This window comes from Citrobacter sp. HN-141, assembly GCF_033341895.1.
In the GTDB taxonomy this organism is placed as follows: Bacteria; Pseudomonadota; Gammaproteobacteria; order Enterobacterales; family Enterobacteriaceae; genus Citrobacter.
On the sequence record NZ_JAWPBF010000001.1, the window covers coordinates 433,817 to 459,956 of the forward strand.

The following is a 26,140-nucleotide window of genomic DNA, read 5'->3' on the forward strand; positions in this document are numbered from 1 at the left end:
CTAAACCTATAAGTTGGGGAAATATAATGTTCCAGCAAGAAGTTACCATTACCGCTCCGAACGGTCTGCATACTCGCCCTGCTGCTCAGTTTGTTAAAGAAGCAAAAGGCTTTACGTCTGAAATCACTGTGACTTCCAACGGCAAAAGCGCTAGCGCAAAAAGCCTGTTTAAGCTGCAGACTCTGGGCCTGACTCAGGGCACCGTTGTTACCCTTTCCGCAGAAGGCGAAGACGAGCAGAAAGCAGTTGAGCATCTGGTTAAACTGATGGCTGAACTCGAGTAAGTTCAACGAGTTCTTTTAAATATCAGTCACAAGTAAGGTAGGGTTATGATTTCAGGCATTTTAGCATCCCCGGGTATCGCTTTCGGCAAGGCACTGCTGCTGAAAGAAGACGAAATCGTCATTGACCGGAAAAAAATTTCTGCCGACAAGGTTGATCAGGAAGTTGAACGTTTTCTGAGCGGTCGTGCCAAGGCATCTGCGCAACTGGAAGCGATCAAAACCAAAGCTGGTGAAACATTCGGTGAAGAAAAAGAAGCCATCTTTGAAGGGCATATTATGCTGCTCGAAGATGAGGAGCTGGAGCAGGAAATCATAGCCCTGATTAAAGATAAGCACATGACGGCTGACGCAGCTGCGCATGAGATTATCGAAGGTCAGGCCACAGCCCTGGAAGAGCTGGATGATGAATACCTGAAAGAACGTGCGGCTGACGTACGTGACATCGGTAAACGCCTGCTGCGTAACATCCTGGGTCTGGCAATTATCGACCTGAGCGCTATCCAGGAAGAAGTAATCCTGGTTGCCGCTGACTTGACTCCGTCAGAAACCGCACAGCTGAACCTCGAGAAGGTGCTGGGTTTCATCACTGACGCAGGTGGACGTACCTCTCATACCTCAATCATGGCGCGTTCTTTGGAACTGCCTGCCATCGTAGGTACCGGTAGCGTCACCTCTCAGGTGAAAAACGACGACTATCTGATTCTGGATGCCGTAAACAATCAGGTTTACGTCAACCCAACTAACGACGTTATCGAACAACTGCGTGCCGTTCAGGAGCAGGTTGCTACCGAGAAAGCGGAACTCGCTAAGCTAAAAGATCTGCCCGCTATCACGCTGGACGGTCACCAGGTTGAAGTGTGTGCCAACATCGGTACCGTTCGTGACGTTGAAGGCGCTGAGCGTAACGGCGCTGAAGGCGTGGGTCTGTACCGTACCGAATTCCTGTTCATGGACCGTGAATCGCTGCCGACTGAAGAAGAACAGTTTGCTGCATATAAAGCGGTTGCTGAAGCGTGTGGCTCTCAGGCGGTCATCGTCCGTACCATGGACATCGGCGGCGATAAAGAGCTGCCGTACATGAACTTCCCGAAAGAAGAGAACCCGTTCCTGGGCTGGCGTGCCGTGCGTATCGCCATGGATCGTAAAGAGATCCTGCGTGACCAGGTTCGCGCTATTCTGCGCGCCTCTGCTTTCGGCAAACTGCGCATCATGTTCCCAATGATCATCTCTGTTGAAGAAGTGCGTGCACTGCGCAAAGAGATCGAAATCTACAAACAGGAACTGCGCGACGAAGGTAAAGCATTTGACGAGAGCATTGAGATTGGCGTGATGGTGGAAACACCGGCTGCGGCAACAATTGCGCGTCATTTAGCCAAAGAAGTTGATTTCTTTAGTATCGGCACCAATGATTTAACGCAGTACACCCTGGCAGTTGACCGTGGTAATGATATGATTTCACACCTTTACCAACCGATGTCGCCATCTGTTCTGACGCTGATCAAGCAAGTTATTGATGCTTCTCATGCTGAAGGCAAATGGACCGGCATGTGTGGTGAGCTTGCAGGCGACGAACGTGCTACACTTCTGTTGCTGGGGATGGGTCTGGACGAATTCTCTATGAGCGCCATTTCTATCCCGCGCATTAAGAAGATTATCCGTAACACGAACTTCGAAGATGCGAAGGTGTTAGCAGAGCAGGCTCTTGCTCAACCGACAACGGACGAGTTAATGACGCTGGTTAACAAGTTCATTGAAGAAAAAACAATCTGCTAATCCACGAGATGCGGCCCAATTTACTGCTTAGGAGAAGATCATGGGTTTGTTCGATAAACTGAAATCTCTGGTTTCTGATGATAAGAAAGACACCGGAACTATTGAGATTATAGCTCCGCTCTCTGGCGAGATCGTCAACATCGAAGACGTGCCGGATGTAGTTTTTGCTGAAAAAATCGTTGGTGATGGCATCGCTATCAAACCAACCGGTAACAAAATGGTTGCCCCTGTTGATGGCACCATCGGCAAAATCTTTGAAACCAACCACGCTTTCTCTATCGAATCCGACAGCGGCATTGAGCTGTTTGTTCACTTCGGTATTGATACCGTTGAACTGAAAGGCGAAGGCTTCAAACGCATCGCTGAAGAAGGTCAGCGCGTGAAAGTGGGCGACCCGGTTATTGAATTCGATCTGCCGCTGCTGGAAGAAAAAGCCAAGTCTACCCTGACGCCGGTTGTTATCTCCAACATGGACGAAATCAAAGAGCTGATCAAACTGTCCGGTAGCGTGACAGTGGGTGAGACTCCGGTTATCCGCATCAAGAAGTAATTCTTGCGTAGGCCGGATAAGGCGTTTACGCCGCCATCCGGCAATCAGGCTGTACCTTGCCGGATGGCGCTACGCTTATCCGGCCTACGAAGAACGCTGTAACGTGGGCCAGATAAGGCGTATGCACCGCCATCCAGCATTAAATTTGTGAGGTGACCGGTCGGTAACACGCCTCGCGCATCAGGATTTTCATGCCTTCCGGCCCGCTTTCCAGCATCCGCCGTTCCGAATCCGCCACTAACAGTTCACAATCATAGCCACCCGTAATACCAAACATCGCTCGTGCCACGCAGATATCTTCCAGCGCTGCAGCCCCGCTGGTGTCAAAATGTCCAACGATGCGCCCATGCTGACGCACCACCAGTCGATAACTCTTCATCGCGCCTCCCCTGCCGGTGGCAGAATTAACTCATCACAACCGCACAAGTGCGTCCATGTCATCACTTCCAGCACGCGCTGTGCAGCATCGTGCGTGGCAGCAGTGAGTGGTTTCCCCTGCACGATACCGCTCACCAGTTCAGCGCAGAACAGATCGCCGGTCCCTTTCAGGTCCGTTTTCACCCGCGGATGGGCCAGCACCTCAACCGTTTCAGCCGTCACGACGGCAACCTGAATGACCTCCTCGGTTTCTCCCGGTGCGCTGGTAATTACCACCCATTTCAGCGTATCGGTGAGCAGCGATTTGGCTGCCGATATCGCTTCATCCAGCGTGCGACACGGTTTACCGCTCAACATCTGCAGCTCAAACACGTTTGGCGTCAGTCCCTGTGCCAGCGGTAGCAGATGTTTGCGATACGCCTCCGGTATTTCGGCCTTTACGTACATGCCGCTGTCCGTATCGCCAATCACTGGATCGACCAGAATACACAGATCCGGGTGGGTAGCCCGCACGGTCTCCAGCCACTGTGCCAGCAGAGCGATTTGTTCCGCACTGCCCATATACCCCGTGGTCACCGCTTTTAGCTCACGTAACGCATCGCGTTCATTTAAGGCGCGAAGATAGCCGCTAAACCAGTCTGCCGGGATAACACCGCCATAAAAGGTCTCATAATGTGGTGTATTGCTGAACAGCACCGTTGGGATTGCGGTGACGCGTAATCCCTGCGCTTTGATGGCTGGGACGGCGATACTGTTGCCTACGCTGCCATACATCACCTGTGACTGGACGGCGACGATATCGGTTTGTAACGCCCGATGCTTGTCGTCGAAGAGCACTGACTGTATTTCACTCTCCTGCTGCATAAACTTCTCCTCTCACTGGACAGCGGGCTATCGCCTCACTATTATCGTCATATGCTAAAATTCATTTTGTCATAGGTCAATAATGATCGACGGAAAAACCGCTAACGAAATTTTTGACAGTATTCGTCAACATGTCGCTACAGGCACCCTCGCCTCTGGCGAAACGCTTCCGCCAGTGCGCGAGCTGGCGACGACATTGAACGTCAACCGCAATACTGTCGCGGCGGCTTATAAACGACTGGTCACCTCCGGGCTGGCACTCAGTCTTGGGAGAAACGGGACGGTAATAAAAGGAATTTCCTCCCCTATCGCGCTGGAGGGAGGGAACCCGGATACCCCGCTTACCGACCTTTCCGGCGGAAATCCTGCGCCGACTTGTCTCCCCGATCTCAGTCGTTATTTCGCGAAAATAAATAAGAACCCTCGTCTGTATGGCGATGCCGTCGTATCGCCTGAGCTTAAAACCTGGGCCACACGCTGGATGCAGGATGCCCTCCCTGGCGTGGGAGAAATTGATATCACCAGCGGTGCTATTGATGCCATTGAACGACTACTGTGCGCCCATTTATTGCCGGGCGATAGCGTCGCGGTAGAAGATCCCTGCTTTTTAAGTAGTATCAATATGTTGCGTTATGCGGGCTTCTCAGCAAGCCCGGTCACCGTAGACAACGAAGGCATGCAACCCGACATGCTGGAGGCGGCGTTACAAAGAGGGGCGCGGGCAGTGATCCTGACGCCGCGGGCCCACAACCCGACGGGATGTAGCCTGAGCGCCTCACGCGCCGCCCAGTTACAAAAAATCCTGGCCCGCTATCCGCAGGTGCTGGTGATTGTCGACGACCACTTTGCACTGCTGTCTGCATGCCGTTGGCACCCGGTGATTGCCACGCAAACCACACACTGGGCGGTCGTCCGTTCAATGTCGAAAACATTAGGCCCGGACTTACGCCTTGCCATCGTTGCCAGCGATCCGGTCACTTCTGCAAAACTGCGGTTACGACTCAACGCCGGCAGTCAGTGGGTCAGCCATCTGCTGCAGGATTTAGCCTGCGCCTGCCTGAGCGATGAAGAGTATCAACGTAAGCTGGTGCAGACTCAGCGGTTTTACGCAACACAGCAGCAAAAACTGACCACCGCTCTCAGAGGATATGGCATTGATCTGCCCGTCGGTGATGGTCTGAATCTGTGGCTGCCTCTGGCGCACCACAGTCAATCACTTGCTTTTGCCCTGGCAAAATCCGGTTGGCTGGTACGCGAAGGTGAGGTGTTTGGTGTGAATACACCATCGCACGGTCTGCGCATTACGCTGTCGACCTTAAACGACAGCGATATTCATAAGCTGGCGGCTGATATTCATCAGGCGCAAAAGCGCTAACAGGAGAGAAAAAGTGCGAGTTCATTTTGTTATTCATGAGTCTTTTGAATCTGCTGGCGCGTATCTGCCGTGGGCAGAACAGCGTGGCTATACCATCACCTGGTCACGGGTTTACGCCGGAGAATCGGTTCCCGCCAATGCTGATGGGTTCGATATGCTGGTGGTCTTTGGTGGCCCGCAGTCTCCCCGCACCACGCTGGCAGAGTGCCCGTATTTTGACTCTCAGGCCGAACAGCATCTGATCAATCAGGCGATTTCAGCACGCAAAATTATGGTGGGGATCTGCTTAGGTTCACAGCTAATTGGCGAAGCGCTGGGCGCGAAGGTGTGTCAAAGCCCGGAAAAAGAGATTGGTCATTATCCCATTACACTGACTGAAGCAGGTAAAGCACACCCGCTGATCGCCCACTTTGGATCGCCGCTGATGGTCGGTCACTGGCACAACGACATGCCTGGATTAACCGATCAGGCGACAATTCTGGCGACAAGTGAAGGCTGTCCGCGACAAATCGTGCAATACGGTAATTTTATCTATGGCTTCCAGTGTCATATGGAATTCACCGCCGAGGCAATCGAGGGGCTGATTCAGCATTCGGAACAAGAGTTAGCAGAGGCCAAAGGAAAACGCTTTATCCGCTCTGTCGCCGAAATGCGCGAATGGGATTACCAGCAGATGAATGAAAAACTGTGGCAGTTCCTGGATAAACTGGTAGAGAACCGTAACGATTAATCATTGAAGGCCGGATAAAACACGCAACGTCTTATCCGGCGATCGTGTCGTCTGTTTGCCTGATGGCGCGACGCTTATCAGGCAAACAAATTAGATCCCTGCGCCCTGGTTGAAGTGCTCTTCACCAAAAACGCCGGTCGAAAGGTAGCGATCGCCGCGATCGCAGATGATCGCCACCACCACAGCGCCGGGTGTCGCTCGCGCTACGCGTAACGCCCCCGCCACCGCGCCGCCAGAACTGACACCGCAAAAAATACCTTCACGCACGGCCAGTTCACGCATGGTGTTTTCCGCATCATTCTGATGAATATCCAGCACCTCATCCACCAGCGAGGCGTTAAAAATGCCCGGCATATACTCCGCAGGCCAGCGGCGGATTCCCGGAATACTGCTGCCCTCTTCCGGCTGCAGCCCGACAATCGTCACCGGTTTAGCCTGTTCACGCAGAAAACGAGATACACCAGTAATGGTGCCGGTCGTGCCCATGCTGGAGACAAAATGGGTAATGCGTCCGGACGTTTGCTGCCAGATTTCCGGGCCGGTTGTGGTGTAATGCGCATACGGGTTATCAGGATTGTTAAACTGATCGAGTAACTTACCTTCGCCACGTTGGGCCATTTCCAGCGCTAGGTCACGCGCACCTTCCATACCCTGCTCTTTGGTCATCAGTATCAGTTCAGCCCCGTAAGCCCGCATCGCCGCACGCCGCTCCTGACTCATGTTGTCTGGCATCAGCAGCTTCATGCGATAGCCTTTCAGCGCGGCGATCATCGCCAGCGCAATGCCGGTATTCCCGCTGGTTGCTTCAATCAGTACATCGCCCGGCTGAATTTCTCCGCGTTTCTCCGCTTCGACAATCATCGACAGCGCAGCCCTGTCTTTCACCGAGCCCGCTGGATTATTCCCTTCCAGTTTGACCCAAATTTCACTGCCGTTTTCCGGCGCAAGGCGCTGCAGTTTCACCAGAGGCGTATTGCCAATCGTTTGTTCTAATGTGTTCACGTTTTCAGCTCAATAAAATGCCGGGTGGCGCTGCGCTTACCCGGCCTACAGGTCATACTTTAGCCCGTAAGCCCGGGAAACGCAGCGCCACCGGGAGATAACGATGCGAATTAACCTATCAGGCCGATTGCGCCAGGGCAAGTTCCGCTTCACGCGTTTCAATGCGCTGATCACCATTGTACAGACGTGCATTTTGCAGCCCGACAAACAGACGTTCGCCACGAGCTGGGGAATCATCTCCCTGCATGACCACTGTCAGCGGTTCGTTATACCACCCCAGTGGCTGCACAACTAATTGGGTGTAGTGACCTTTCGGGCTGGCTTCCAGCACCTGTACCGGCAACGGGGAATCCAGGCTGGTACGACGGCTCACATCCACTTCCCACGGGCGCAGGAACAGATCCACCGGTCCCTGATAGCCAGGCGTATAACCCAGCGGCCAGCGGTGCGCACCCACGTGGAATTGGCCGCCACGAATCGTCCCCTGCAGACGGTTAACCTCACCCATAAATTCCAGCACAAAGCGGGTAGCCGGTTCACGCCAGACCTGGTCCGGCGCATCGGCTTGTTCAATATGTCCCTGGCTCATTACCACCACGCGATCGGCCACTTCCGTCGCCTCTTCCTGATCGTGGGTAACAAACACGCTGGTGAATTTTAGTTCTTCGTGTAACTGACGCAGCCAGCGACGCAGCTCTTTACGCACCTGCGCATCAAGTGCACCAAATGGCTCATCGAGTAGCAGGATCTGCGGTTCGACCGCCAGCGCTCGTGCCAGCGCCACACGCTGTTTTTGCCCACCGGAAAGCTGCGCCGGAAAACGATCCGCCAGATGGGCAAGCTGAACCATCTCCAGAAGTTTGGTCACTTTTGCTTTAATGGCCGCCGCATTCGGGCGTTCACGCCGTGGCAGGACCGTCAGACCAAACGCGATATTGTCGAAAACGGTCATATGGCGAAATAGCGCATAGTGCTGGAACACGAACCCCACTTTACGGTCGCGAGCATGCAAACGGCTGACGTCGGTACCGTGAAAACGGATATGCCCGCTGGACTGATGCTCCAGCCCGGCAATAATGCGCAGCAGCGTGGTTTTGCCCGAGCCGGACGGCCCCAGCAGCGCAACCATCTGACCTGAAGGAATATCCAGCGAGATATCGTTCAGCACCTGGGTGCGACCAAAAGACTTCTTAATATTGGCAATCTCAATGCTCATGATTTTCCTCCTGCTGCGCGCGTTTTTCCTGGTTCTCCAGACGCCATTGCAACATGCTCTTCAAAAACAGGGTAATAATCGCCATCAGCGTTAACAACGCCGCGGCGGTAAAGGAGCCGACCGTGTTGTAGTCCTGCTCCAGTAATTCAATCTGTAATGGCAACGATAAGGTTTCGCCGCGAATCGAGCCGGAAACCACCGACACCGCACCAAACTCACCAATCGCACGGGCATTGGTCAACACCACACCGTACAGCAATGCCCAACGGATATTCGGCAGCGTCACGCGTCGGAACATCTGCCAGCCGGACGCGCCAAGCAGCACAGCCGCTTCATCTTCATTGCTGCCCTGGCTTAACATCACCGGCACCAGCTCACGCACCACAAACGGACAGGTTACAAAGACCGTAACCAGCACCATGCCCGGCCAGGCAAACATGATTTGCAGGTTATGTTCATCCAGCCAACCGCCGAGTGGGCCGTTAGAACCGTAAAACAGCAGATACACCAGACCAGCAACAACCGGCGACACAGCAAACGGAATGTCCAGTAGCGTCAGCAACAACTGGCGACCCGGAAAGTTAAAGCGGGTCACCAGCCAGGCCAGCAAGACACCAAACACCAGATTCACCGGCACTGCGATCAGTGCGATCAACACCGTAAGCCAGATGGCATGCAGCATGTCCGGGTTAGCCAGATTCTGTAATACCGGCAGTAACCCCTTACTGAACGCCTGCACGAAGATATAGATCATCGGCACCAGCAAAATAAACGCGGACACCAGCATGCCCGTGCCAATCAGAAACCATTTCCCCCAGTTGATGCGGGGCGCCCCATAGCGTTTCAATTGGGTAATCTCTGCCATCAGTGACCTACCACGCGTCGACCAAAGCGACTCTGCAGGGTGTTAATCGAAAACAGCAGCAACAACGAAGCCCCAAGGATTACTGACGCAATCGCGCTGGCGGCCGGGTAGTCAAACTCCTGCAAGCGAACAAAAATCATCAGCGAGGTCACTTCCGTTTTCCACGCGATATTCCCGGCGATAAAGATAACCGCGCCAAATTCGCCTAAACTACGGGTGAATGAGAGCGCGACACCGGCAACCAGCGCAGGTGATAACTCCGGCAGCACCACTTTGCGGAAACTCTGCCAGCGGGTGGCACCGAGCGTTTCCGCCGCTTCTTCATACTCCGGACCTAACTCTTCCAGCACCGGCTGTACGGTACGCACCACGAACGGAATGCTGGTAAAAGCCATCGCCACCGCGATGCCCAGCCAGGTGTAAGTGACCTTAATATCCAGTTTCGCCAGCCATTCGCCGTAGAAACCGTTAACCGAAAACAGTGACGCCAGCGTCAGACCCGCTACCGCCGTAGGCAGCGCAAACGGCAGATCCATCAGCGCATCCAGCAGCGTGCGTCCCGGAAAACGATAGCGGGTTAAGATCCACGCCATTAACAGACCAAACACGCCGTTAAAAATCGACGCCACAAATGCTGACAGCAGCGTGACTTTATAGGCCGCCACGACCTGCGGGTTAGTAATCACATCCCAATATTGCGCCCAGCTCATTTGCGCCAGTTGCATTACCAGCGCACTAAGCGGTAACAGCAATATCAGGCACACAAACAGTAAGCTGGTACCCAGACTTAAGGTAAAGCCGGGCAGCACGCGTCGGGAAGAAACAGCGAACATTTACTTGCGCCCCGCCGCCAACAGTTTGTCCAGCTCACCGCCGCTGACAAAGTGTGTTTTCATCACTTCAGGCCAGGAGCCGAACTTGTCTTCTACGCGGAACAATTCAGTCTGCGGGAATTTATCTTGCAGCTTGTCCATGACCTGTGGGTTATTCACACGGTAGTAATAGTCGGTGATGATGGTTTGCGCCTGCGGGCTGTACAGCCAGTTCAGATACGCTTTAGCCGCTTTCTCTGTCCCGTTGGCCTGCACATTCTTATCTACCCAGGCAACCGGGAATTCGGCAAGAATATTGGTTTTCGGAATAACAACCTCAAAACCCTGCGCTTCATACTGCTTGCGAATGTTATTCACTTCTGACTCGAAGCTGATCAATACGTCACCGAGCCCACGCTCGGCAAAAGTGGTGGTCGCGCCACGGCCGCCGGTATCAAACACTTCGACATTTTGCAGGAACTGGGTCATAAACTGTTCGGTTTTAGCTTTATCGCCGCCGTCTGCTTTATCCGCAGCGCCCCACGCCGCTAAATAGGTGTAGCGCGCATTCCCGGACGTTTTCGGGTTAGGGAAGATAAGCTTGACGTCAGAACGAACAAGGTCATTCCAGTCGTGAATATTTTTAGGGTTTCCTTTACGCACCAGGAATCCCATTGTGGAATAGAACGGTGAACTGTTGTTCGGCAGGCGAGTTTGCCAGTCATCCGGGATCAACTTGCCTTTGTCGTGCAGGATTTGCACGTCAGTCACCTGGTTATAGGTCACCACATCGGCTTTCAGTCCCTGTAAAATCGCCAGCGCCTGTTTTGATGACCCGGCATGAGATTGTTTTATCGTCAGTTTATCGCCGCCGTTATCCTTCGCCCATTGCTGTTCAAACGGGGGATTAAGGGCGGCAAACAGCTCGCGGGAAACATCGTATGAACTGTTCAGCAGTTCCGTTGCCTGCGCCTGCCCCACCAGCAACAGCATGGCTGCCAGCGTCAGCGTTCTTTTTTTCAGTAAGTTAACGGCCATTGCGCACCCTTATAAATTAAATGACTTTCTTATGGCCATCATATTTATAACCAGTGCTAAAGGAGTAACGGTTTTATATACCGTTTGATGATTTGAAAGTTGAAAAGAGAATAAGAGCTTATCCCAGTAGGTGTAATTGTTGCAGGCAGTTTGGACACGGACAGCGCGGAAAAACCGGAGCGTACACGAAGTACGTGAGGATTTTGAGCACTGCCCAGGGCCAAACTGGCAAATAAAATAGCCTAATGGGATAGCTCTAAGGGGTACCTCCTCCCCAGGTTCACCAGGGAGGAGACAGGCATCAATCAGATGCCGACGCTGACGCTTTCAGGCAGTGTGCTGCCGCCATCAATCACGTTTTGCGTGCCAGTTAAATAACTGGACTCATCCGATGCCAGGAACGCCGCCAGTTCACCGACCTCAAGCGGGCAGGCCAGACGACGCATCGGGATCGCTTTCGCCATTTCGACTAATACGGATTCAGGATCTTCCGGGTTAGACTGACGCGCAATGCTTTCCGCCATCGGCGTACGTACGTAGCCTGGGCAAATGGCATTCACGCGAATACCGGACTGCGCATATTCTACCGCCAGGGATTTGGTCAAACCGATGATCGCGGCTTTCGACAGCGCATACGCCGTTTCGCCCGGGTCGGCAACCATATCGCCGGTCACTGATGACATCATCACGATGCGCCCGTCTTTGCGCGCAATCATCTCCGGCAGAACGGCTTTCGTCACGTTCCAGACGCCTTTAATGTTGATATCAATGTGGAAGTCGCGATCTTCATCGCTCATATCAAGGAAGTTGCCGAGGCGGCATACGCCGGCATTGTTGACCAGAATATCGATTTTGCCTTCAATCTGCTTCGCGCGTTTTACCGCTTCCGTGACCGACGCAAAATCTCTGACGTCTGCGTGAACCGCTGTGCAGCGATGCCCGCGCCCAGCCAGTTCATCCGCCAGCTTTTCAATCTCATCGGAGATATCCAGCAGGATTAAGTTCGCGCCATGGCGGGCAAACGTTCTGGCTATCCCCTCGCCAATACCCTGAGATGCGCCCGTAATCAATGCTGTTTTGCCCGTGAGTTTTCCCATTTCAATATTCTCCTTTTGAATATGAAGCCTTCGCTTCATTCACGCAGAAGATACAGCATTAACAAATTCATGCTGAGGAATAGCTCACTAAATCAGGTTAATTTCAGGTAAAAAAAATCCCCGTCGGAGCGGGGATTTTCAATTTGATGACAGATAAGAACGCGGTAGGCCCGGTAAGCGTTAGCGCCACCAGGCAATACCGGGATTACAGCGCCATCAGTCGATCCAGCGACGGTGCAAAGTAATAGCCGCCGGTTACCGGTTTGGTAAAGCGCAGCATCGCATCACGCTTACCGTCGGTGTCACCAAACATGCTCAGCAACTGTTGTTCAATGTTGTGCAGACGGGCGCAGTAGGCGCAGAAATAGAGACCATGCGTGCCGCTGGCGGTGCCGTATGGCAGGCTCTGGCGCACAATTTTCAGCCCTTTACCGTCTTCTTTGAGGTCAACACGGCTCAGGTGAGAGGTGACCGGACGGTCATCACCGTCGATCTCTTCGTTGGCTTCCTTGGTACGGCCAATCATCATTTCCTGGTCGTGAATGCTCATGCGATTAAGCTGCTTCAGGTTATGTTCCCAACGTTGCACAAACACATAGCTGCCACCGGCATCCACACCATCTTTGATAACGGCAACTTCACGGCGCGTTTCTTCGCCAGCCGGGTTTTCCGTACCGTCAACAAAGCCGCTGAGATCGCGCTCTTCGACCCAACGGAAACCGTGGATTTCTTCTTTGACTTCAATACAGTCGCCAAATGCTTCCATTGCCGCCTGCGCAACGGAGAAATTCACGTCATGACGCAAAGAGAGAATATGGATCAACACGTCATATTGGGTTGCTGGTGCCAGACCTTTACCGTAAGGGATAAAGTCTTTTAACTCTTCAGCACCAACGCCGCCGCTCAATGCACGCCAGGTGGTGTTGCCAAAAGCGACAACCGCGCCCAGATGCGCATCCGGGAACTTAGCTTCAAAGGTCGCCAGCTTATCGGCGAAGGTTTTGCTGGCCGCACGCAGGGCCTCAACGTCGCCTTTAACATTGGCTTCAATCCAAATCGCCGCACGGCAATGTTCTGGCAAAATGCCACTCTGAACCTGAGACATTGTTCCTCCTGAAAAAAAGCTGCCACGACATCGTGGCATTGATGGGCGCTATTCTACCTGTTTTTTTAACAAGCCGATTTGTTCAGACGCAAATTAACGCCGCCAGATAATTTTTCTTACTTTCCACTCTTGTAGCGTGTCGTCAGACGGCATTATGCCTTCAGGGCCGCTCCAGTCACCGGAAAAAATATAGCTAATATGTTGACTTCCCTCAGCTTTACACTCGACGCCCGCACTATCATCGCCGGTTGCTTTCTGGCAATGACCAAAAGCTTTAGTGTAAAGGTCGCTAAACGGTGTACCGATTTCGACACCCGCGGCTGATGCGATATTGCTGTCCAATACATCAATGCGACTGATGGTTCCCTGGTCGCCATTGATCACCATTGCCAGCTTGTCACCTTTCATCGCCTCAAAAAAGCGCACGACATTGCCGTTATTGGTTTTCATCCCACTACGCAGGCGATAATCGCCATCCAGCGCATCAGCAATGACCTTTTCATCCAATGTCGTCGCACCCGTGAGTTTTCCCACGCCTTGCTCTGTGACCTCGGTCGAAGAACCAAACCAGTTCCACGGATTAGCGGCGGACCAGTTCACCGATGAGAGGGTTGAACACCCGGTCAGCACCAGCGGTATCGCGCATAACGTCAAACGCAGTGATTTCATTTCACTTCCTTCCATATTTATCAACGCTGCTTTGAGTCCGGTTTCACAAAAAAGTGCCGTTATTCTTTCTCGGGGGAAAAACAGGCACGCAAACGTTGATTGGTTAACAGCCAGACCAGCGCGACAATATCCGCCACCAGCAGCGCCAGACCAACGCCGTTGACAGGATCGCCTCCCAACCACAGCATCGGCTGCCAGCACAGCAGCGCCAGTTGAGCAAGAATCAGTAATCCGCGCAGCCTGTGCCACAACACGGGGAACGCGAAACGCCGCCCGCTGAGTAAAAACGCCAGCACGGCCGGAACGCCGGGAAGTAACCCCAGCCAGAACGCGTCATGATCGGGATAAAACAAATTCAGCAACGTATTGCCTTGATCGCGGGAAGAACCCGCAATCACAAACAACACCCAGGTACGCGCCTGGAGCAGCAGAACGCACCAGAACAGAAATGGCAGGCGCAGACGCCCATGACCGTCATAGTCAGCGGGATGGAACTCAGTACTCTTCATCTTCAATCAAGCGTTTACCCAGATGGAGTACATCGGTATGTTCATAGCCCAGACGCTCATACATACCCAGTACAACGTCATTATCGTCACGCACCATGATTTGAATCTTTGGACAACCGCGGGCAATGAGCTTTTTCTCCAGTCGGTTCAGCAGCGCATTAGCAATACCACGCCCCCTGAACTCAGGATGCACGCCAAGGTAATAGGCGGAACCACGATGACCGTCATAGCCCCCCATCACTGTACCGACAACTTCGCCGTTCACTTCTGCGACCAGAAACAAGCTGACGTCATGATTGACTTTGCGTTCAATGTCCATTTCCGGGTCATTCCATGGACGCAGCAGATCACAGCGCTCCCAGAGGGTGATCACCTCTTCGAAATCTTCCTGGCGAAATACGCGTATTTCCATGGTATTAGTTTCCTTTTCAGGACGTTAAAAAGCGATTATGGCGCGAACCACTGATTTAGCCAATATCTGACGCGAAGCGACGGAAAAAATGGCATAATACGGAATTGTCACGTATTGAAATGAAAAGTAAAACAATTCTTATCCCGAACCGTCGCAACGGACTACGCGATACGATATAACGTCTGGAACCTTTTTTTACAACTCAGGCCGTATGAGCACTTTTAAACCACTAAAAACTCTCACATCGCGCCGCCAGGTGCTGAAAGCCGGGCTGGCAGCCCTGACGCTGTCCGGCATGTCGCAAGCCATCGCAAAGGAAGAAACGCTAAAGACCAGTAATGGTCACAGCAAACCGAAAGCCAAAAAAGCAGGGGCTAAGCGTGTTGTTGTTCTTGACCCAGGACACGGTGGTATCGATACCGGCGCCATTGGTCGCAACGGCTCGAAAGAAAAACACGTGGTGCTGGCGATTGCCAAAAACGTACGCGCGATTTTGCGCAATGAAGGAATTGATGCCCGCCTGACCCGCTCCGGCGATACCTTCATTCCACTGTACGATCGCGTTGAGATAGCCCACAAGCACGGTGCCGATCTGTTTATGTCGATTCACGCCGACGGTTTTACCAACCCCAGCGCGGCGGGGGCATCGGTCTTCGCCCTGTCCAATCGCGGCGCCAGTAGCGCCATGGCGAAGTATCTGTCCGATCGTGAAAACCGTGCCGATGAAGTCGCGGGTAAAAAGGCCACCGATAAAGACCATTTATTGCAGCAGGTACTGTTCGATTTGGTACAAACCGACACCATTAAAAACAGCCTGACGCTCGGTTCGCACATTCTTAAGAAAATCAAGCCGGTACACCGCCTGCACAGTCGCAGCACGGAACAAGCCGCTTTCGTGGTGCTAAAATCACCGTCAATTCCGTCGGTACTGGTTGAAACGTCATTCATCACCAACCCGGAAGAAGAACGGCTGCTGGGCACAACGGCATTTCGCCAGAAAATCGCCACCGCTATCGCCAATGGCATCATCAGCTATTTCCACTGGTTTGATAATCAGAAAGCACATTCGAAGAAACGTTAATCATGAAGCCCGATGCACAGCGCGTTAAACAGTTCCTGCTGAGTCTGCAGGACAATATTTGCCAGCAGTTATCTGCCGTCGATGGCGCAGAGTTTGTTGAAGATAACTGGCAGCGTGAAGCGGGCGGCGGCGGTCGTAGCCGGGTGCTACGTAACGGCGGTATCTTTGAACAAGCGGGAGTGAATTTCTCCCACGTACACGGTGACGCAATGCCGGCCTCAGCGACTGCACACCGGCCAGAGCTTGCCGGGCGCAGCTTTGAGGCGATGGGTGTCTCGCTGGTCGTGCATCCGCTCAATCCGTACATCCCTACCAGCCATGCCAACGTGCGTTTTTTTATCGCGGAAAAACCGGGTGCCGATCCAGTATGGTGGTTTGGCGGTGGCTTTGATTTAACGCCCTATTATGGTTTTGAAGAAGATGCCGTTCACTGGCATCGCACCGCGCTTGAACTCTGCCAACCGTTTGGTGATAACGTGTACCCGCGTTACAAAAAATGGTGCGACGACTACTTCTTTTTGAAGCACCGTAACGAGCAGCGCGGCATCGGTGGGCTGTTTTTCGATGACTTGAATACGCCAGATTTCGACCACTGCTTCGCCTTTATGCAGGCGGTCGGGCAAGGTTACACCGAGGCGTATCTGCCGATCGTCGAACGCCGCAAAGCGATGAGCTGGGGCGAGCGCGAGCGCAATTTCCAGCTTTATCGTCGCGGACGCTATGTGGAATTTAATCTGGTGTGGGACAGAGGCACGTTGTTCGGTCTGCAGACCGGCGGGCGCACCGAATCGATTTTGATGTCGATGCCGCCGCTGGTGCGCTGGGAGTATGACTGGCAGCCGGAAGCGAACAGCCCGGAAGCCGCCCTTAGCGAATTTATTCAGGTCCGCGACTGGGTGTAATTGCCTGATGGCGCTACGCTAATCAGGCCTACAACCCGTAGGCCGGATAAGACGTAAAGCGTCGCATCCGGCACAATTCTTTCATCACGCCCACTGACGCATACGCTGATGCAGCGTCAACGAAGGTTTTTCTGCAAACAGCTGCTGGTAATCGGTAGCAAACTGCCCTAAATGCCAGAATCCCCACTGCATCGCAGCGTCTTTCACCGTCGCACTTTGCGACCACGGGCTAATAAGCTCCCGGCGCACGGCATTCAGACGAATACGTTTTAACCAGGCATTCGGTCCGATACCGAGGATCGCGTGAAACGCGTTTTGCAGCGTGCGACGACTCACATGTAGCTGGTTGCACAAGTCGAGCACGGTCAGCGGCTCTGACATATTTTCCAGCACATATTCGCGCGCACGCGACAGCAGGCGGCGATAGCTCTGATGGCTGATGCTTTCAGCGGTTATCATCGGCTGAGCGTCTTCCAGCATAGTGCCCATCGCCAGCAGCAGGTTATCACCCAACACTTTGCGCACCGCCGGCTGATGAAGGTTCTCAGGATTTTCACTAAACGTCGCCAGCGCCTGTTGCACAAAGCCCCATAACGCGGCTTTATGCTGTTCTTTTACTTCTAACGCCGACTGGTTGCGCAACATATGCAACACCCTTTCCGGGTTATGCAGGAAGTTAGCCTGACGCGCAATGGTGTCTTCAGAGATAACGACCCCAAGAATGGTGTAATCATCCGGTGTGCTCAGCTCAAACTCCGTTCCGCCTGGGCGGGTCGCAATTTCAGCACTGCCAAGGCATTGCGTACCAATAAATCCCTGCTCGCCGCGGGTAGCCGGAATACCAAACCAGAACGAGTTCGGCCAGACCAGGCATGACTGGCGCAGCGCAAGACCGGTGTATTCACGGAACACCTGAATATCATCAAGCAGGATTTCCGTGAACTCGCCATGAAATTTTCCCGGATGCAGTTGATCGTAAATCTGCTGCCAGGCGGTAATCGTCAGGGCATGCTCATACACATCTGTTGTTCGCCGTTGGTGAACGTTGTCCACCTCCACCTTCGGCGTAAGTTTAACGTCTTCGGGTAATGCTTCATGATAAAGATGGTGCAGGTTTGCAGTACGGGTCTTTTTCATGATCTTTTAAGCCGGAAGCTTCAATGAAGCCCCCGGCCCTCCGACAGGTTAATTTTTTAAGCGATAGCGACTACTGCGTTTACGCAACGCTCCGTCAGAAAAGAGCTGTTCCAGCGCATTTCTGGCTTTATCAAGTGACCAGCCAAAATGCGCGGCCACTTCCCCTGCCGTCATTCCTTGACGGGTTGATGCCAACAACGCCAGGAGCTCATCAGAAGATTCAGATGTCACAGGCGCTTCCTGCGTCTTTTCCGCTTTGGCTTCTGGTTTCATTTCTGGCTTCGGTGCGGGTTTCTTCGGCGCACGTTTAAAACCGCCGATCAGCCACTGGGTGTCATCATCCGGCCGCCCTATCTCCTTACGGCTGATAACACGGCCTGTACGCGCAGCAGCAGCACTGCCAGCATCCAGCGCAGCACGGCACGCCGCCAGATCGCCTTCCACCACCAGCGTCAGCCTGCCAGGATCGAGCACTTCGTGGCTAAGCAGTCGCACGTTCGCAGCTTTCAGCATAGCGTCAGCAGCATCTACAGCCGCAACCATGCCATCCACTTCCAGTAATCCCAGTGCATTGATCATCACAACCTCTCTTACGCACGTTGTACCGGATTACGGGCAATATCCAGAACGGCATCGGCAAAGGCGTTACACGCGGCTTTACAGGCGGCCTGACTACCGGTCAAAAACGCCGCTGAGTAGTTGGTTTCTGACGGTGGCGGAACGTAGGTCACCAGCTGTACATCGGCAGATTTCAGTGCAGCATCAATACCGAATGTCGCTTCCAGCGGCGGTGCCACCAGATACGCCATCGGATCGCCAAGTCGACATCCCGCTGTCGCAGAAAGATACGAACCCGTACGCGATACGACATGCGCCAGGAAGGCGGTATTTTCTGCGTCATTTGCCCACTGGAACGCCGCACCGCTTTCAATATTGGCAACCATAGCGTCCAGGCCTGCGCGAACTTCAGCCGGGTTCGGCCCGCCGAGCATAATCAGCACTTCACCTGCGGTGGGAGAAGGTCCGTGCGCCGCACCGGCATACAATGAGCGGCCATAAACCACTTCCACCATCGCCTGTTTTGTCGCTTCGTCTGCGGCAATATACGCCACATCATCAGAATCTGCTGTGATGAGCCCGAGGCTACGTATATGTGGCGGCAATTTAAGCTCGCGAGCAAAACCGTCATTTACCGAGGCAATCACGCGCATCGCGGTGACTGAGGGTCTTATCAAATCTAATGCTGGCATGATGCCTCCTTAACGGGTCATATTGATGCCGGATGCTTTTTGCTCCAGCATGCGCTTGGCCAAATCGACGATTACCGCAGCCGCTTCTACCGGAGGCGTACCGCCCTGGTGAATGTTCGAGATACAGGTACGGTCAGCCTCAACGGTGGTTGCCACACGCGGCGAATAGACGGCGTAGCAAGAAAGACTTTCCGACTGACCGAGGCCCGGACGTTCACCTACCAGCAGAATCACCGCTTTTGCACCCAGCAGTTCGCCGATCTGATCTTCGATTTTCACGCGCCCATAGCGAACAAAGAACGGCGTACCGACCTTCAGCCCAGCTTGTTTTAAACCCGACAGCAGCGGCGGCAGGATCTCTTCGTAGTTGGCGGTGATCGCATCGGTAGACAGGCCATCAGAGATAATCACCTGCACATCCGGGTTAGCCACACACTGCGATTTCAACGCTTCAATGGCTTCCGCACTCAGACGACGCCCCATGTCCGGACGCGTCAGATACAGGTTTTTGTCACTGATTTCCGAGCGCACTTCCAGCAACCCTTGCGCTTTTACCCATTCTTCCGGCACCTCTTTTAAGACCGTATCTTTCGAACGCGAGTGGTCGGCAAGGAAGCGCAGCAACGCCTGAGTACGCGGGCGAGGACCGGCACGGCCGGTACATACGCGTGCTGCAGTACTGCGACGCAGTTCAGTCAACACGTCCGCACGGTGTGGATTTTCAACGCCAATCCACGCTTTGGCTTCAGCAGAACCTAAGTCCATCGCACAGCTTTCACCTGTCGGCGCAGCACATTGCGTGGTGCTGCATTTCGCTTCCGGTGACGGTGCCTGAGCCTGCGGTTGAGACTCACCCATTGACGCCATTACGCTGCGTACAATTTCTTCAATCTGTTTTTGATCCATCGTGTGTCATCCCCGCGTCATCAGAAGAACAGTGACGGATCGCCCGCCCGTTTGGTCAGGCGACCGTTTGCCATAATGCCCATGGTTTCCAGCCAGCGTTCAAACTCCGGCGACGGACGCAGGTTCAGCAGCTGACGCACGGTCGCGGTATCGTGGAATGCGGTGGTCTGGTAGTTGAGCATGATGTCGTCACCGAGCGGCATGCCCATGATGTAGTTGCAGCCAGCGGTGGCGAGCAGAATCATCAGGTTTTCGTTGAGGTTCTGGTCAGCATCAGCATGGTTGGTGTAGCAGCAGTCACAGCCCATTGAGATGCCGCTCAGCTTGCCCATAAAGTGATCTTCCAGACCGGCACGAATAATCTGACGGTCGTTGTAGAGATACTCCGGCCCGATAAAGCCCACTACGGTGTTCACCAGGAACGGATCGTAGTGGCGCGCCAGCCCGTAGTTACGTGCTTCCATCGTCACCTGATCGGCACCAAAGTTAGCGCCAGCAGAAAGCGCAGACCCTTGCCCGGTTTCGAAGTACAGGCAGTTTTCCCCGGCGATACGGTTGAACTCAGCGCCCACTGCGCGCGCTTCATCCAGCATGGCCAGCTCAACGCCAAACTCTTTTAAGCCTTTTTCGCTGCCACAGATACTCTGGAAAATCAGCCCGCCCGGCGCACCGCGACGAATCGCTTCGATCTGGGTAGTCACGTGTGCCAGTACGCAGCCCTGGGTCGGGATGTTGAATTTGTCGATGACGCCGTACACGGTATCCAGTACGCGGCTTAAGTTTTCCACGTCATCCGTTACCGGGTTAACGCCAATCACCGCATCACCCGCCCCGAAGGACAACCCTTCGTAGATTTGTGCGGCAATACTCTGCACGTCATCACGGGTGTCGTTCGGCTGCAAACGGCAGCTGAAGGTGCCCGGCAGACCGATGGTGGTATTGGCCTTTTTGATCACCGGCATTTTCTTACCGCCGTAGATCAGGTCCGCGTTTGAGCAGATTTTTGCTACCGCAGCGACCACTTCCGACGTTAACCCTTTACGTGTAAACGCAATGTCATCGACAGAGGTTTCATCGCTCAGCACGTACTCGCGCAGCTCGCTGATGCTCCAGTTTTTGATGCGGTTATAGGCCGTTTCATTGACGTCATCCTGAATCAGACGCGTTACGCAGTCTTCCTCATAGGAAATCACCGGGTTGTTGCGAACATCCGCCACCGTCATTTCCGACAACACCTGCTTGGCCGCCACGCGCTCCTGCGAGCTTGTTGCGGCTACACCTGCCAGCACATCCCCCGAACGCAGTTCGTTGGCTTTTGCCAGCACCTCTTTTACATCCTTAAACTGATAAACATTGCCGAACAATGTGGTCTTTAGTTTCATAAGTCGTTCCCTCAGGAAGGAAATGCGAGTGATTTCACCGTCACCGGCACAACCGATCCGCCAAAAAGAGGCGTACCAATGTCGATATAGTCCCCCGCCCGGACAACCACCTCATCGATGACTGCCAGCGGGTGTTGCTGTAACTGTGGGCGTAACAGCATGCCCAGGGCTTTACCAAAATCCTGCTCGGCTACCACCAGCAGGGGATGCGGATTCGGATAACGCGCGACGAAGGCCAGCAGCGCGTCAATAACCGTTAACAGCGCGGCGTAACGCACCGGTAACGAACCGGGCAGCGCCAGCACGTAGGCGTTTGTTTGCGGGTCCAGATCGAGCTGCATCAACGCCTGCAGCCAGGCAGCAACCAAATCGGATTCGTCCACCGGAATCGCCACCGGCAGATTGCGCAGCGGAAGCTGAACGCCTTCCAGCCAGATGGTGCTGCCCGAAAGCGACAGCGTATGCGCACCGGCGCCAATCACCGTGGCGCGCACGGTCTGCGCCGGGAACTGCACGTTCATCTCACGCAGACGCGGATGCTCATGCAGCGCCGTGGCGAGCAGTGGCCCGATGTCGGAAAAACAGAACGGATCGGCAGGTTGGTTGCGGTAGCACTCGCCCACCCCGCCGGACAACGTAATCACTTCCGGTTTCGCGCCCGCAGGCAGCAGACCGGTTTGCATCAGCGCCTGTGCCAGCGGTGATAACGTGCCGTCGATCACCTCCACAATCAGCGCCGCCATCCGTCGGGCTACCTGAACAAGCTGCGCCGCATTGAGAGTTCGGGCGTCGGTGCCCGGACCAAATACGTCATCAACAATCATCTGCCCCGGCTGATGCGCATGCACTACTCGCCCCTGGCCGTCTGTTTCCAGCAGTCGTCCGCCGACGTTGAGGCAAGCCGAACCGCTGACCTTTCCGGCATCGAACAGAACGTAGTTCGACGTACCGCCACCGATGTCGATATTCAGTACGCAGCACAACTTCTGCTCGGACAGGGTTTGTGCCCCCGCGCCGTGACCGGCAATCACCGATTCCAGATGCGGACCGGCGCTGGCAACCACGAAGTCCCCCAGAGATTGAGAGAGCGCCATCACCGCCGGACGCGCATTGCGGGTTTTGGCACTTTCTCCGGTGATGATGATCGCGCCGGAATCGACAGTCTCAGGCGCAATACCCGCCGCCTGATACTGGGCGAGGATTAGCGCCTTAAGTTCGGCCTCTTTCAACCCGCCCTGCTTATCAACGGGGGTAAAGAACACCGGGCTTTGCCAGCTAATTTCGCGTTTGATGAATTCGTAGCGCGGCACCTGCGACACTGCCGCACGGTTAACCAGCTCAAGGCGGGAGAAGATCACCTGAGTGGTGGTGGTGCCGATATCGATACCGACGCTCAGTAGCTGGCGAGTGTTCACGATTGCGCCTCCGGGTTGGTTTCTACTTCTGCTGGCACATCTTCATCTTTCGGTACCAACAGCATAGCCACACCAATCGCCGTCACGCCGCCAATCAGCTTGCCGACAATCATCGGGAAGATCATGGCGTTCATGTTCGCTGCGGCGAAACCTAAGTGGTCACCCAGCGCGAAAGCCGCGGAGACCGCAAAGGCGCAGTTGATCACTTTGCCGCGGGTATCCATATTCTTCATCATGCCGAACATTGGGATGTTGTTCGCCAGCGTCGCGACCATGCCTGCAGCCGCAATATTATTGATTTTTAACAGGTTACCGACGCTCATCAGCGGTTTTTCAAACCAGCGGGTCAGCAGCAGCACCATTGGGTACGCACCGAGCAGTACGCAGGAAATAGAACCGATAACTTCGATAGCGCGCATCACTTCACCCGGCTTGTCGCCCGGTGCCATGAAGATGGGATCAAGCCCCGGGATCAGCTCCCAGCCGAGCAGGAATTTGACCACCGCAGCTGCCAGGCCGATAGTGATCAGCGCCACGAGGAATTTCGCGAAGATCTGGAAGCCGTTGATCATTTTTTCCGGGATGAATTTCAATCCCAGCGCCACCAGCACGGCCACGATCAGCACCGGGATCATATTCATCAGGATCAGCGCGAAGGTGAACTCCACCGGCTGCCCGTTGATTTCGACGCCGGAGTACATCGCAATCAAACCGCCCGCAATACAACCAATCGGAATGGTGACGATACCGGCCAGCACGCCCAGCGCCAGATAACGACGGTCAGACGGTTCAATAATCCCCAGCGCAACCGGAATGGAGAACACCAACGTCGGCCCCATCATCGCCCCAAGGATCAGGCCAGAGTACAGCCACGCCGCAACGTCGCCGCCCGCCAGTTCTTTCGCCAGGAAGAAGCCGCCCATATCGCACGCCAGCAGCGTTCCGGCAAACATCGACGGGTTCGCGCCCAACATTTCGTACAGCGGAATAATCACCGGCCCGAGCACATGCGCCAGTACTGGCGCCAGCGCGGTCATACCAACCATCGCCAGACCCAGCGCGCCCATCGCCATAAAACCTTCTTCAAACTGACCGCCCGATCCCTCAATGCTCTTACCGAACTTGCCGAGGAAGCGTGCCGAACCGCCGAACTGCGACAGGATCCTGTCCACGGCGGCAATCAGCATAAAGAACATCATGATGTACATGATGATTTCGTTAATTCCCATAGCCCCTACTCCCTGTCATTTGTGATTTGTAGGCCGGATAAGACGTTTACGTCGCCTCCGGCATTAACGCCGTGTTATTGCCGGATGGCGGTGCGCGCACCTTCTCCGGCCTACAGGCATTACCCAGCAGCCGCGTACAGGTCGATAATCTGTGCCTGTGTGGCGGTGCGAGGGTTACTGCGAATACAAATATCCTCCAGCGCGGCGTGAGCCCATGCGCTGTAATGCTCGGGCTTTGCCCCAACGTCAGAGAGTCGTTTGGTCTGGCCCACCTCGTTAATCAGATCGCTAACCGCGCTGATGGCGTCACGATCGTCCGATTTCTTATTGGTTAATGCCCGCCCGATATGGCTGAAGCGTTCGCGACACACCATGCGGTTAAACCCCATTACCGTGGGCAGCAGCATGGCATTAGCCTGTCCGTGCGGGATGTGCAGCGTCGCCCCCGGCTGGTGCGCCATTGCGTGGCATAAGCCCAGCCCGGCACTGGAAAACGCCATTCCGGCCATACAGGAGGCCAGTAACATACTTTCGCGTGCCGCCAAATCCTGACCGTAGCCGACGGCCTTCGGCAGCGATTTGCCGATCATCGCAATCGCACCAATCGCCAGGCTGTCGGTAAACGGCGTCGCGTTCAGCGCGCTGTAGGCTTCCACTGCATGGGTCAGCGCATCAATTCCGGTCATTGCTGTCACGTGCGCGGGCACACCTTCCGTCAGCGCGGCATCCAGAATTGCCACATCCGGCATCAGGGTTGCATGCGCCAGCACTTTCTTCAGCCCGGTTGCGGCATCAATAATCACCGTGACGTTGGTGGTTTCTGAGCCTGTTCCGGCGGTAGTCGGTACAGCAATCAGTGGCAACCGTGGACGTAACACGCTGCATTCGTCCATGTCAGCCAGCGTCTGGGTCGGGTTGGTCACCAGCAGAGCGACCGCTTTGGCCGCATCCAGTACGGAACCGCCGCCAAAGGCCACGACGCCGTCGCACTTCGATTCACGCAGTTGCGCTACCGCCGCGCAGACGTCCGTAATGCACGGTTCGCCCACCGGGCACGGCCACAACGTCATCGCCACACCTTTCATCGCCAGACTGCGTTCCAGTGCGGCGGTCATCCCTGCCTGATGCAGGAAGCTGTCAACCATGACGAACATATGCGTCAGTCCGCGCGTTTGCGCTTCCTGTCCGCAGGTACTGAGCGCTCCCAGTCCACATAACGTAACCGGGGGAACGCTAAACGTTTTTACGCGTTGCAGATTCAGGGTATCGAATGCCTGAAAGAGCGCGGTCTGCAATTCAGCTTGCATAGATTCCTTCCGCTTTTTCTTTTCCGCTATTTGCAATCGCCAGCGGGGTCATGAACAGGCTGTGCTGCGGTAAGTGCACTTGCAGTTCCGGAAAACGCTTACGGAACAGCTCATCGACTCCCGGCTGCATGCAGGAACCACCGGCCAGCCATAAATCGGTAACTCCCTGTCCTGCAATATGGTGAGCTACGATTTCCGCCATCTTTTCGTAGACCGGCTTCGCCACCGGCCAAATTTCTTTACCGTTGCTGCGCTTGTACTGCTCAGCTTCTTCGAGCTGAATGCGACGATTTCCGGCCAGCGTCAGGGAAATGTGGTGTCCACCGGTCGCTTCATCGGCGGAGTAGGTCACCTTGCCCTGTTTAACAATGGCAATCCCGGTGGTTCCGCCACCGATATCCACCACGCCAGCATTATCGAGTTGCAACAGATCCGCCACCGCGGTCGGCTCGTCTAACACATGACTCACGTCAAGCCCGGCGGATTCCAGCACGTTGATGGAGATACGCGGGTCGGTTCCCGGTGGGAATGAAGTCGCCGCATGGGTAAAACGGCAACCTAACTGTTGTTCAAGCGTATCGAGATGGCGACGAACGATGGTCACCGCACCGAAGAAATCCCAAACGATGCCATCGCGCACAACATCAGCCCAGTCCAGACAGACCGCAACCGGCTGCCCATCGCTGTCGACAACCATCGACACCACATCACATGTTCCCAAATCAACGCCCAGCCACAGCGGTGATTCGCTCACGGCAGGCGTCTGGTTACATAGCGTTGCCGCTTTTTGCAGTCTGGGTGTGAGCCAACGTTGCTCGTCGTGCGCCATCTCTTTCTCCCTATAGCCTGATG

General features: G+C 54.5%; 28 protein-coding genes. 7 read left to right on the forward strand and 21 right to left on the reverse strand.

The genetic code is table 11. From position 1 onward, the window contains the following. The first annotated feature begins 26 nt into the window (after nucleotides 1-26). The 3 genes from ptsH to crr are packed head-to-tail and all read left to right on the forward strand — an operon-like array spanning nucleotide 27 to nucleotide 2,607. Nucleotides 27-284, forward strand: coding sequence for a phosphocarrier protein Hpr (ptsH, locus tag RYZ59_RS02065; protein ID WP_002913505.1), 258 nt, complete (start codon nucleotides 27-29; stop codon nucleotides 282-284). 45 nt (nucleotides 285-329) lie between these two features. Beyond that, nucleotides 330-2,057: a phosphoenolpyruvate-protein phosphotransferase PtsI gene (ptsI, locus tag RYZ59_RS02070; RefSeq protein ID WP_005121951.1), complete on the forward strand. Its 1,728-nt coding sequence runs from the start codon at nucleotides 330-332 to the stop codon at nucleotides 2,055-2,057. 40 nt (nucleotides 2,058-2,097) lie between these two features. Continuing rightward, entirely contained in the window at nucleotides 2,098-2,607 is a 510-nt protein-coding gene (crr, locus tag RYZ59_RS02075; protein WP_008803873.1) for a PTS glucose transporter subunit IIA, read from the forward strand. A 139-nt stretch (nucleotides 2,608-2,746) separates the two neighbouring features. Here the strand turns inward: crr and RYZ59_RS02080 are convergent, their stop codons facing one another. Both RYZ59_RS02080 and pdxK read right to left on the reverse strand, forming a co-directional pair. Then, entirely contained in the window at nucleotides 2,747-2,986 is a 240-nt protein-coding gene (locus RYZ59_RS02080; RefSeq protein ID WP_202038123.1) for a cytoplasmic protein, read from the reverse strand. Continuing rightward, a complete protein-coding gene (pdxK, locus tag RYZ59_RS02085; protein WP_318044570.1) occupies nucleotides 2,983-3,849 on the reverse strand; it encodes a pyridoxine/pyridoxal/pyridoxamine kinase in 867 nt (288 codons plus the stop codon). The genes RYZ59_RS02080 and pdxK overlap by 4 nt, the downstream gene beginning before the upstream one ends. A gap of 82 nt (nucleotides 3,850-3,931) precedes the next feature. Here pdxK and ptsJ point away from each other — a divergent pair, with 82 nt between their 5' ends. Beyond that, nucleotides 3,932-5,224: a transcriptional regulator PtsJ gene (ptsJ, locus tag RYZ59_RS02090; RefSeq protein WP_318044572.1), complete on the forward strand. Its 1,293-nt coding sequence runs from the start codon at nucleotides 3,932-3,934 to the stop codon at nucleotides 5,222-5,224. A 13-nt stretch (nucleotides 5,225-5,237) separates the two neighbouring features. Beyond that, nucleotides 5,238-5,954 (forward strand): type 1 glutamine amidotransferase, encoded by a 717-nt coding sequence (locus RYZ59_RS02095; RefSeq protein WP_318044574.1) that lies wholly within the window; start codon nucleotides 5,238-5,240, stop codon nucleotides 5,952-5,954. Between the two features lie 90 nt (nucleotides 5,955-6,044). Here the strand turns inward: RYZ59_RS02095 and cysM are convergent, their stop codons facing one another. The 10 genes from cysM to RYZ59_RS02145 all read right to left on the reverse strand — a co-directional run bounded on the left by cysM (nucleotide 6,045) and on the right by RYZ59_RS02145 (nucleotide 14,679). Continuing rightward, the gene (gene cysM, locus RYZ59_RS02100) at nucleotides 6,045-6,956 is read right to left on the reverse strand and encodes a cysteine synthase CysM (protein ID WP_318044575.1); all 912 of its coding nucleotides are present in this window, start codon (nucleotides 6,954-6,956) and stop codon (nucleotides 6,045-6,047) included. A gap of 118 nt (nucleotides 6,957-7,074) precedes the next feature. Beyond that, entirely contained in the window at nucleotides 7,075-8,172 is a 1,098-nt protein-coding gene (gene cysA, locus RYZ59_RS02105; protein WP_318044577.1) for a sulfate/thiosulfate ABC transporter ATP-binding protein CysA, read from the reverse strand. Further along, entirely contained in the window at nucleotides 8,162-9,037 is an 876-nt protein-coding gene (gene cysW, locus RYZ59_RS02110) for a sulfate/thiosulfate ABC transporter permease CysW (protein ID WP_202038118.1), read from the reverse strand. The genes cysA and cysW overlap by 11 nt, the downstream gene beginning before the upstream one ends. After that, complete coding sequence (cysT, locus tag RYZ59_RS02115; RefSeq protein WP_003038061.1) at nucleotides 9,037-9,870, reverse strand: sulfate/thiosulfate ABC transporter permease CysT; 834 nt, start codon at nucleotides 9,868-9,870, stop codon at nucleotides 9,037-9,039. The genes cysW and cysT overlap by 1 nt, the downstream gene beginning before the upstream one ends. Further along, nucleotides 9,871-10,887 carry a thiosulfate/sulfate ABC transporter substrate-binding protein CysP gene (gene cysP, locus RYZ59_RS02120; protein ID WP_318044580.1) on the reverse strand — a complete coding sequence of 339 codons (1,017 nt, stop codon included), beginning with the start codon at nucleotides 10,885-10,887 and terminating at the stop codon, nucleotides 9,871-9,873. A gap of 305 nt (nucleotides 10,888-11,192) precedes the next feature. After that, entirely contained in the window at nucleotides 11,193-11,984 is a 792-nt protein-coding gene (gene ucpA, locus RYZ59_RS02125; protein ID WP_318044583.1) for an SDR family oxidoreductase UcpA, read from the reverse strand. 205 nt (nucleotides 11,985-12,189) lie between these two features. Continuing rightward, a complete protein-coding gene (gene yfeX / locus RYZ59_RS02130; protein WP_123267685.1) occupies nucleotides 12,190-13,089 on the reverse strand; it encodes a porphyrinogen peroxidase in 900 nt (299 codons plus the stop codon). A gap of 93 nt (nucleotides 13,090-13,182) precedes the next feature. Further along, nucleotides 13,183-13,758 (reverse strand): RpoE-regulated lipoprotein, encoded by a 576-nt coding sequence (locus RYZ59_RS02135; RefSeq protein ID WP_318044587.1) that lies wholly within the window; start codon nucleotides 13,756-13,758, stop codon nucleotides 13,183-13,185. 59 nt (nucleotides 13,759-13,817) lie between these two features. After that, a complete protein-coding gene (locus RYZ59_RS02140; RefSeq protein ID WP_137384733.1) occupies nucleotides 13,818-14,267 on the reverse strand; it encodes a DUF2919 domain-containing protein in 450 nt (149 codons plus the stop codon). Beyond that, the gene (locus RYZ59_RS02145; protein ID WP_048210972.1) at nucleotides 14,254-14,679 is read right to left on the reverse strand and encodes a GNAT family acetyltransferase; all 426 of its coding nucleotides are present in this window, start codon (nucleotides 14,677-14,679) and stop codon (nucleotides 14,254-14,256) included. Before RYZ59_RS02145 ends, RYZ59_RS02140 begins: the two co-directional genes overlap by 14 nt. Nucleotides 14,680-14,890: 211 nt before the next feature. Here RYZ59_RS02145 and amiA point away from each other — a divergent pair, with 211 nt between their 5' ends. Together amiA and hemF are read left to right on the forward strand one after the other, a co-directional pair. Then, nucleotides 14,891-15,760 (forward strand): N-acetylmuramoyl-L-alanine amidase AmiA, encoded by an 870-nt coding sequence (gene amiA / locus RYZ59_RS02150; RefSeq protein ID WP_318044591.1) that lies wholly within the window; start codon nucleotides 14,891-14,893, stop codon nucleotides 15,758-15,760. 2 nt (nucleotides 15,761-15,762) lie between these two features. Continuing rightward, nucleotides 15,763-16,662, forward strand: coding sequence for an oxygen-dependent coproporphyrinogen oxidase (gene hemF, locus RYZ59_RS02155; RefSeq protein WP_318044593.1), 900 nt, complete (start codon nucleotides 15,763-15,765; stop codon nucleotides 16,660-16,662). Between the two features lie 84 nt (nucleotides 16,663-16,746). On the opposite strand, the gene eutR is transcribed toward hemF, so the two are convergent. The 9 genes from eutR to eutJ all read right to left on the reverse strand — a co-directional run bounded on the left by eutR (nucleotide 16,747) and on the right by eutJ (nucleotide 26,117). Further along, complete coding sequence (eutR, locus tag RYZ59_RS02160) at nucleotides 16,747-17,799, reverse strand: HTH-type transcriptional regulator EutR (RefSeq protein WP_137384736.1); 1,053 nt, start codon at nucleotides 17,797-17,799, stop codon at nucleotides 16,747-16,749. A 48-nt stretch (nucleotides 17,800-17,847) separates the two neighbouring features. Further along, complete coding sequence (gene eutK / locus RYZ59_RS02165) at nucleotides 17,848-18,378, reverse strand: ethanolamine utilization microcompartment protein EutK (protein ID WP_137384737.1); 531 nt, start codon at nucleotides 18,376-18,378, stop codon at nucleotides 17,848-17,850. 11 nt (nucleotides 18,379-18,389) lie between these two features. Next, complete coding sequence (gene eutL, locus RYZ59_RS02170) at nucleotides 18,390-19,049, reverse strand: ethanolamine utilization microcompartment protein EutL (RefSeq protein ID WP_198903394.1); 660 nt, start codon at nucleotides 19,047-19,049, stop codon at nucleotides 18,390-18,392. A gap of 9 nt (nucleotides 19,050-19,058) precedes the next feature. Beyond that, nucleotides 19,059-19,955 carry an ethanolamine ammonia-lyase subunit EutC gene (gene eutC, locus RYZ59_RS02175; protein ID WP_202038110.1) on the reverse strand — a complete coding sequence of 299 codons (897 nt, stop codon included), beginning with the start codon at nucleotides 19,953-19,955 and terminating at the stop codon, nucleotides 19,059-19,061. A gap of 20 nt (nucleotides 19,956-19,975) precedes the next feature. Then, nucleotides 19,976-21,337: an ethanolamine ammonia-lyase subunit alpha gene (gene eutB, locus RYZ59_RS02180; RefSeq protein ID WP_202038109.1), complete on the reverse strand. Its 1,362-nt coding sequence runs from the start codon at nucleotides 21,335-21,337 to the stop codon at nucleotides 19,976-19,978. 11 nt (nucleotides 21,338-21,348) lie between these two features. Then, on the reverse strand, nucleotides 21,349-22,752 hold the full coding sequence (gene eutA / locus RYZ59_RS02185; protein WP_318044597.1) for an ethanolamine ammonia-lyase reactivating factor EutA: 1,404 nt from the start codon (nucleotides 22,750-22,752) through the stop codon (nucleotides 21,349-21,351). After that, complete coding sequence (gene eutH, locus RYZ59_RS02190; RefSeq protein ID WP_003835043.1) at nucleotides 22,749-23,981, reverse strand: ethanolamine utilization protein EutH; 1,233 nt, start codon at nucleotides 23,979-23,981, stop codon at nucleotides 22,749-22,751. The genes eutA and eutH overlap by 4 nt, the downstream gene beginning before the upstream one ends. A 119-nt stretch (nucleotides 23,982-24,100) precedes the next feature. Beyond that, nucleotides 24,101-25,288: an ethanolamine utilization ethanol dehydrogenase EutG gene (eutG, locus tag RYZ59_RS02195; RefSeq protein ID WP_318044598.1), complete on the reverse strand. Its 1,188-nt coding sequence runs from the start codon at nucleotides 25,286-25,288 to the stop codon at nucleotides 24,101-24,103. After that, on the reverse strand, nucleotides 25,278-26,117 hold the full coding sequence (gene eutJ / locus RYZ59_RS02200; RefSeq protein WP_318044599.1) for an ethanolamine utilization protein EutJ: 840 nt from the start codon (nucleotides 26,115-26,117) through the stop codon (nucleotides 25,278-25,280). Before eutJ ends, eutG begins: the two co-directional genes overlap by 11 nt. Nucleotides 26,118-26,140 lie beyond the last annotated feature (23 nt).

Bases quoted from the DNA above. Each gene is read 5' to 3' on its own strand.
- ptsH (WP_002913505.1), top strand. From the start codon at position 27: ATGTTCCAGCAAGAAGTTACCATTACCGCTCCGAACGGTCTGCATACT.
- ptsI (WP_005121951.1), top strand. From the start codon at position 330: ATGATTTCAGGCATTTTAGCATCCCCGGGTATCGCTTTCGGCAAGGCA.
- crr (WP_008803873.1), top strand. From the start codon at position 2,098: ATGGGTTTGTTCGATAAACTGAAATCTCTGGTTTCTGATGATAAGAAA.
- RYZ59_RS02080 (WP_202038123.1), bottom strand. From the start codon at position 2,986: ATGAAGAGTTATCGACTGGTGGTGCGTCAGCATGGGCGCATCGTTGGA.
- pdxK (WP_318044570.1), bottom strand. From the start codon at position 3,849: ATGCAGCAGGAGAGTGAAATACAGTCAGTGCTCTTCGACGACAAGCAT.
- ptsJ (WP_318044572.1), top strand. From the start codon at position 3,932: ATGATCGACGGAAAAACCGCTAACGAAATTTTTGACAGTATTCGTCAA.
- cysA (WP_318044577.1), bottom strand. From the start codon at position 8,172: ATGAGCATTGAGATTGCCAATATTAAGAAGTCTTTTGGTCGCACCCAG.
- cysW (WP_202038118.1), bottom strand. From the start codon at position 9,037: ATGGCAGAGATTACCCAATTGAAACGCTATGGGGCGCCCCGCATCAAC.
- cysT (WP_003038061.1), bottom strand. From the start codon at position 9,870: ATGTTCGCTGTTTCTTCCCGACGCGTGCTGCCCGGCTTTACCTTAAGT.
- cysP (WP_318044580.1), bottom strand. From the start codon at position 10,887: ATGGCCGTTAACTTACTGAAAAAAAGAACGCTGACGCTGGCAGCCATG.
- ucpA (WP_318044583.1), bottom strand. From the start codon at position 11,984: ATGGGAAAACTCACGGGCAAAACAGCATTGATTACGGGCGCATCTCAG.
- yfeX (WP_123267685.1), bottom strand. From the start codon at position 13,089: ATGTCTCAGGTTCAGAGTGGCATTTTGCCAGAACATTGCCGTGCGGCG.
- RYZ59_RS02135 (WP_318044587.1), bottom strand. From the start codon at position 13,758: ATGAAATCACTGCGTTTGACGTTATGCGCGATACCGCTGGTGCTGACC.
- RYZ59_RS02140 (WP_137384733.1), bottom strand. From the start codon at position 14,267: ATGAAGAGTACTGAGTTCCATCCCGCTGACTATGACGGTCATGGGCGT.
- RYZ59_RS02145 (WP_048210972.1), bottom strand. From the start codon at position 14,679: ATGGAAATACGCGTATTTCGCCAGGAAGATTTCGAAGAGGTGATCACC.
- amiA (WP_318044591.1), top strand. From the start codon at position 14,891: ATGAGCACTTTTAAACCACTAAAAACTCTCACATCGCGCCGCCAGGTG.
- hemF (WP_318044593.1), top strand. From the start codon at position 15,763: ATGAAGCCCGATGCACAGCGCGTTAAACAGTTCCTGCTGAGTCTGCAG.
- eutR (WP_137384736.1), bottom strand. From the start codon at position 17,799: ATGAAAAAGACCCGTACTGCAAACCTGCACCATCTTTATCATGAAGCA.
- eutK (WP_137384737.1), bottom strand. From the start codon at position 18,378: ATGATCAATGCACTGGGATTACTGGAAGTGGATGGCATGGTTGCGGCT.
- eutL (WP_198903394.1), bottom strand. From the start codon at position 19,049: ATGCCAGCATTAGATTTGATAAGACCCTCAGTCACCGCGATGCGCGTG.
- eutC (WP_202038110.1), bottom strand. From the start codon at position 19,955: ATGGATCAAAAACAGATTGAAGAAATTGTACGCAGCGTAATGGCGTCA.
- eutB (WP_202038109.1), bottom strand. From the start codon at position 21,337: ATGAAACTAAAGACCACATTGTTCGGCAATGTTTATCAGTTTAAGGAT.
- eutH (WP_003835043.1), bottom strand. From the start codon at position 23,981: ATGGGAATTAACGAAATCATCATGTACATCATGATGTTCTTTATGCTG.
- eutG (WP_318044598.1), bottom strand. From the start codon at position 25,288: ATGCAAGCTGAATTGCAGACCGCGCTCTTTCAGGCATTCGATACCCTG.
- eutJ (WP_318044599.1), bottom strand. From the start codon at position 26,117: ATGGCGCACGACGAGCAACGTTGGCTCACACCCAGACTGCAAAAAGCG.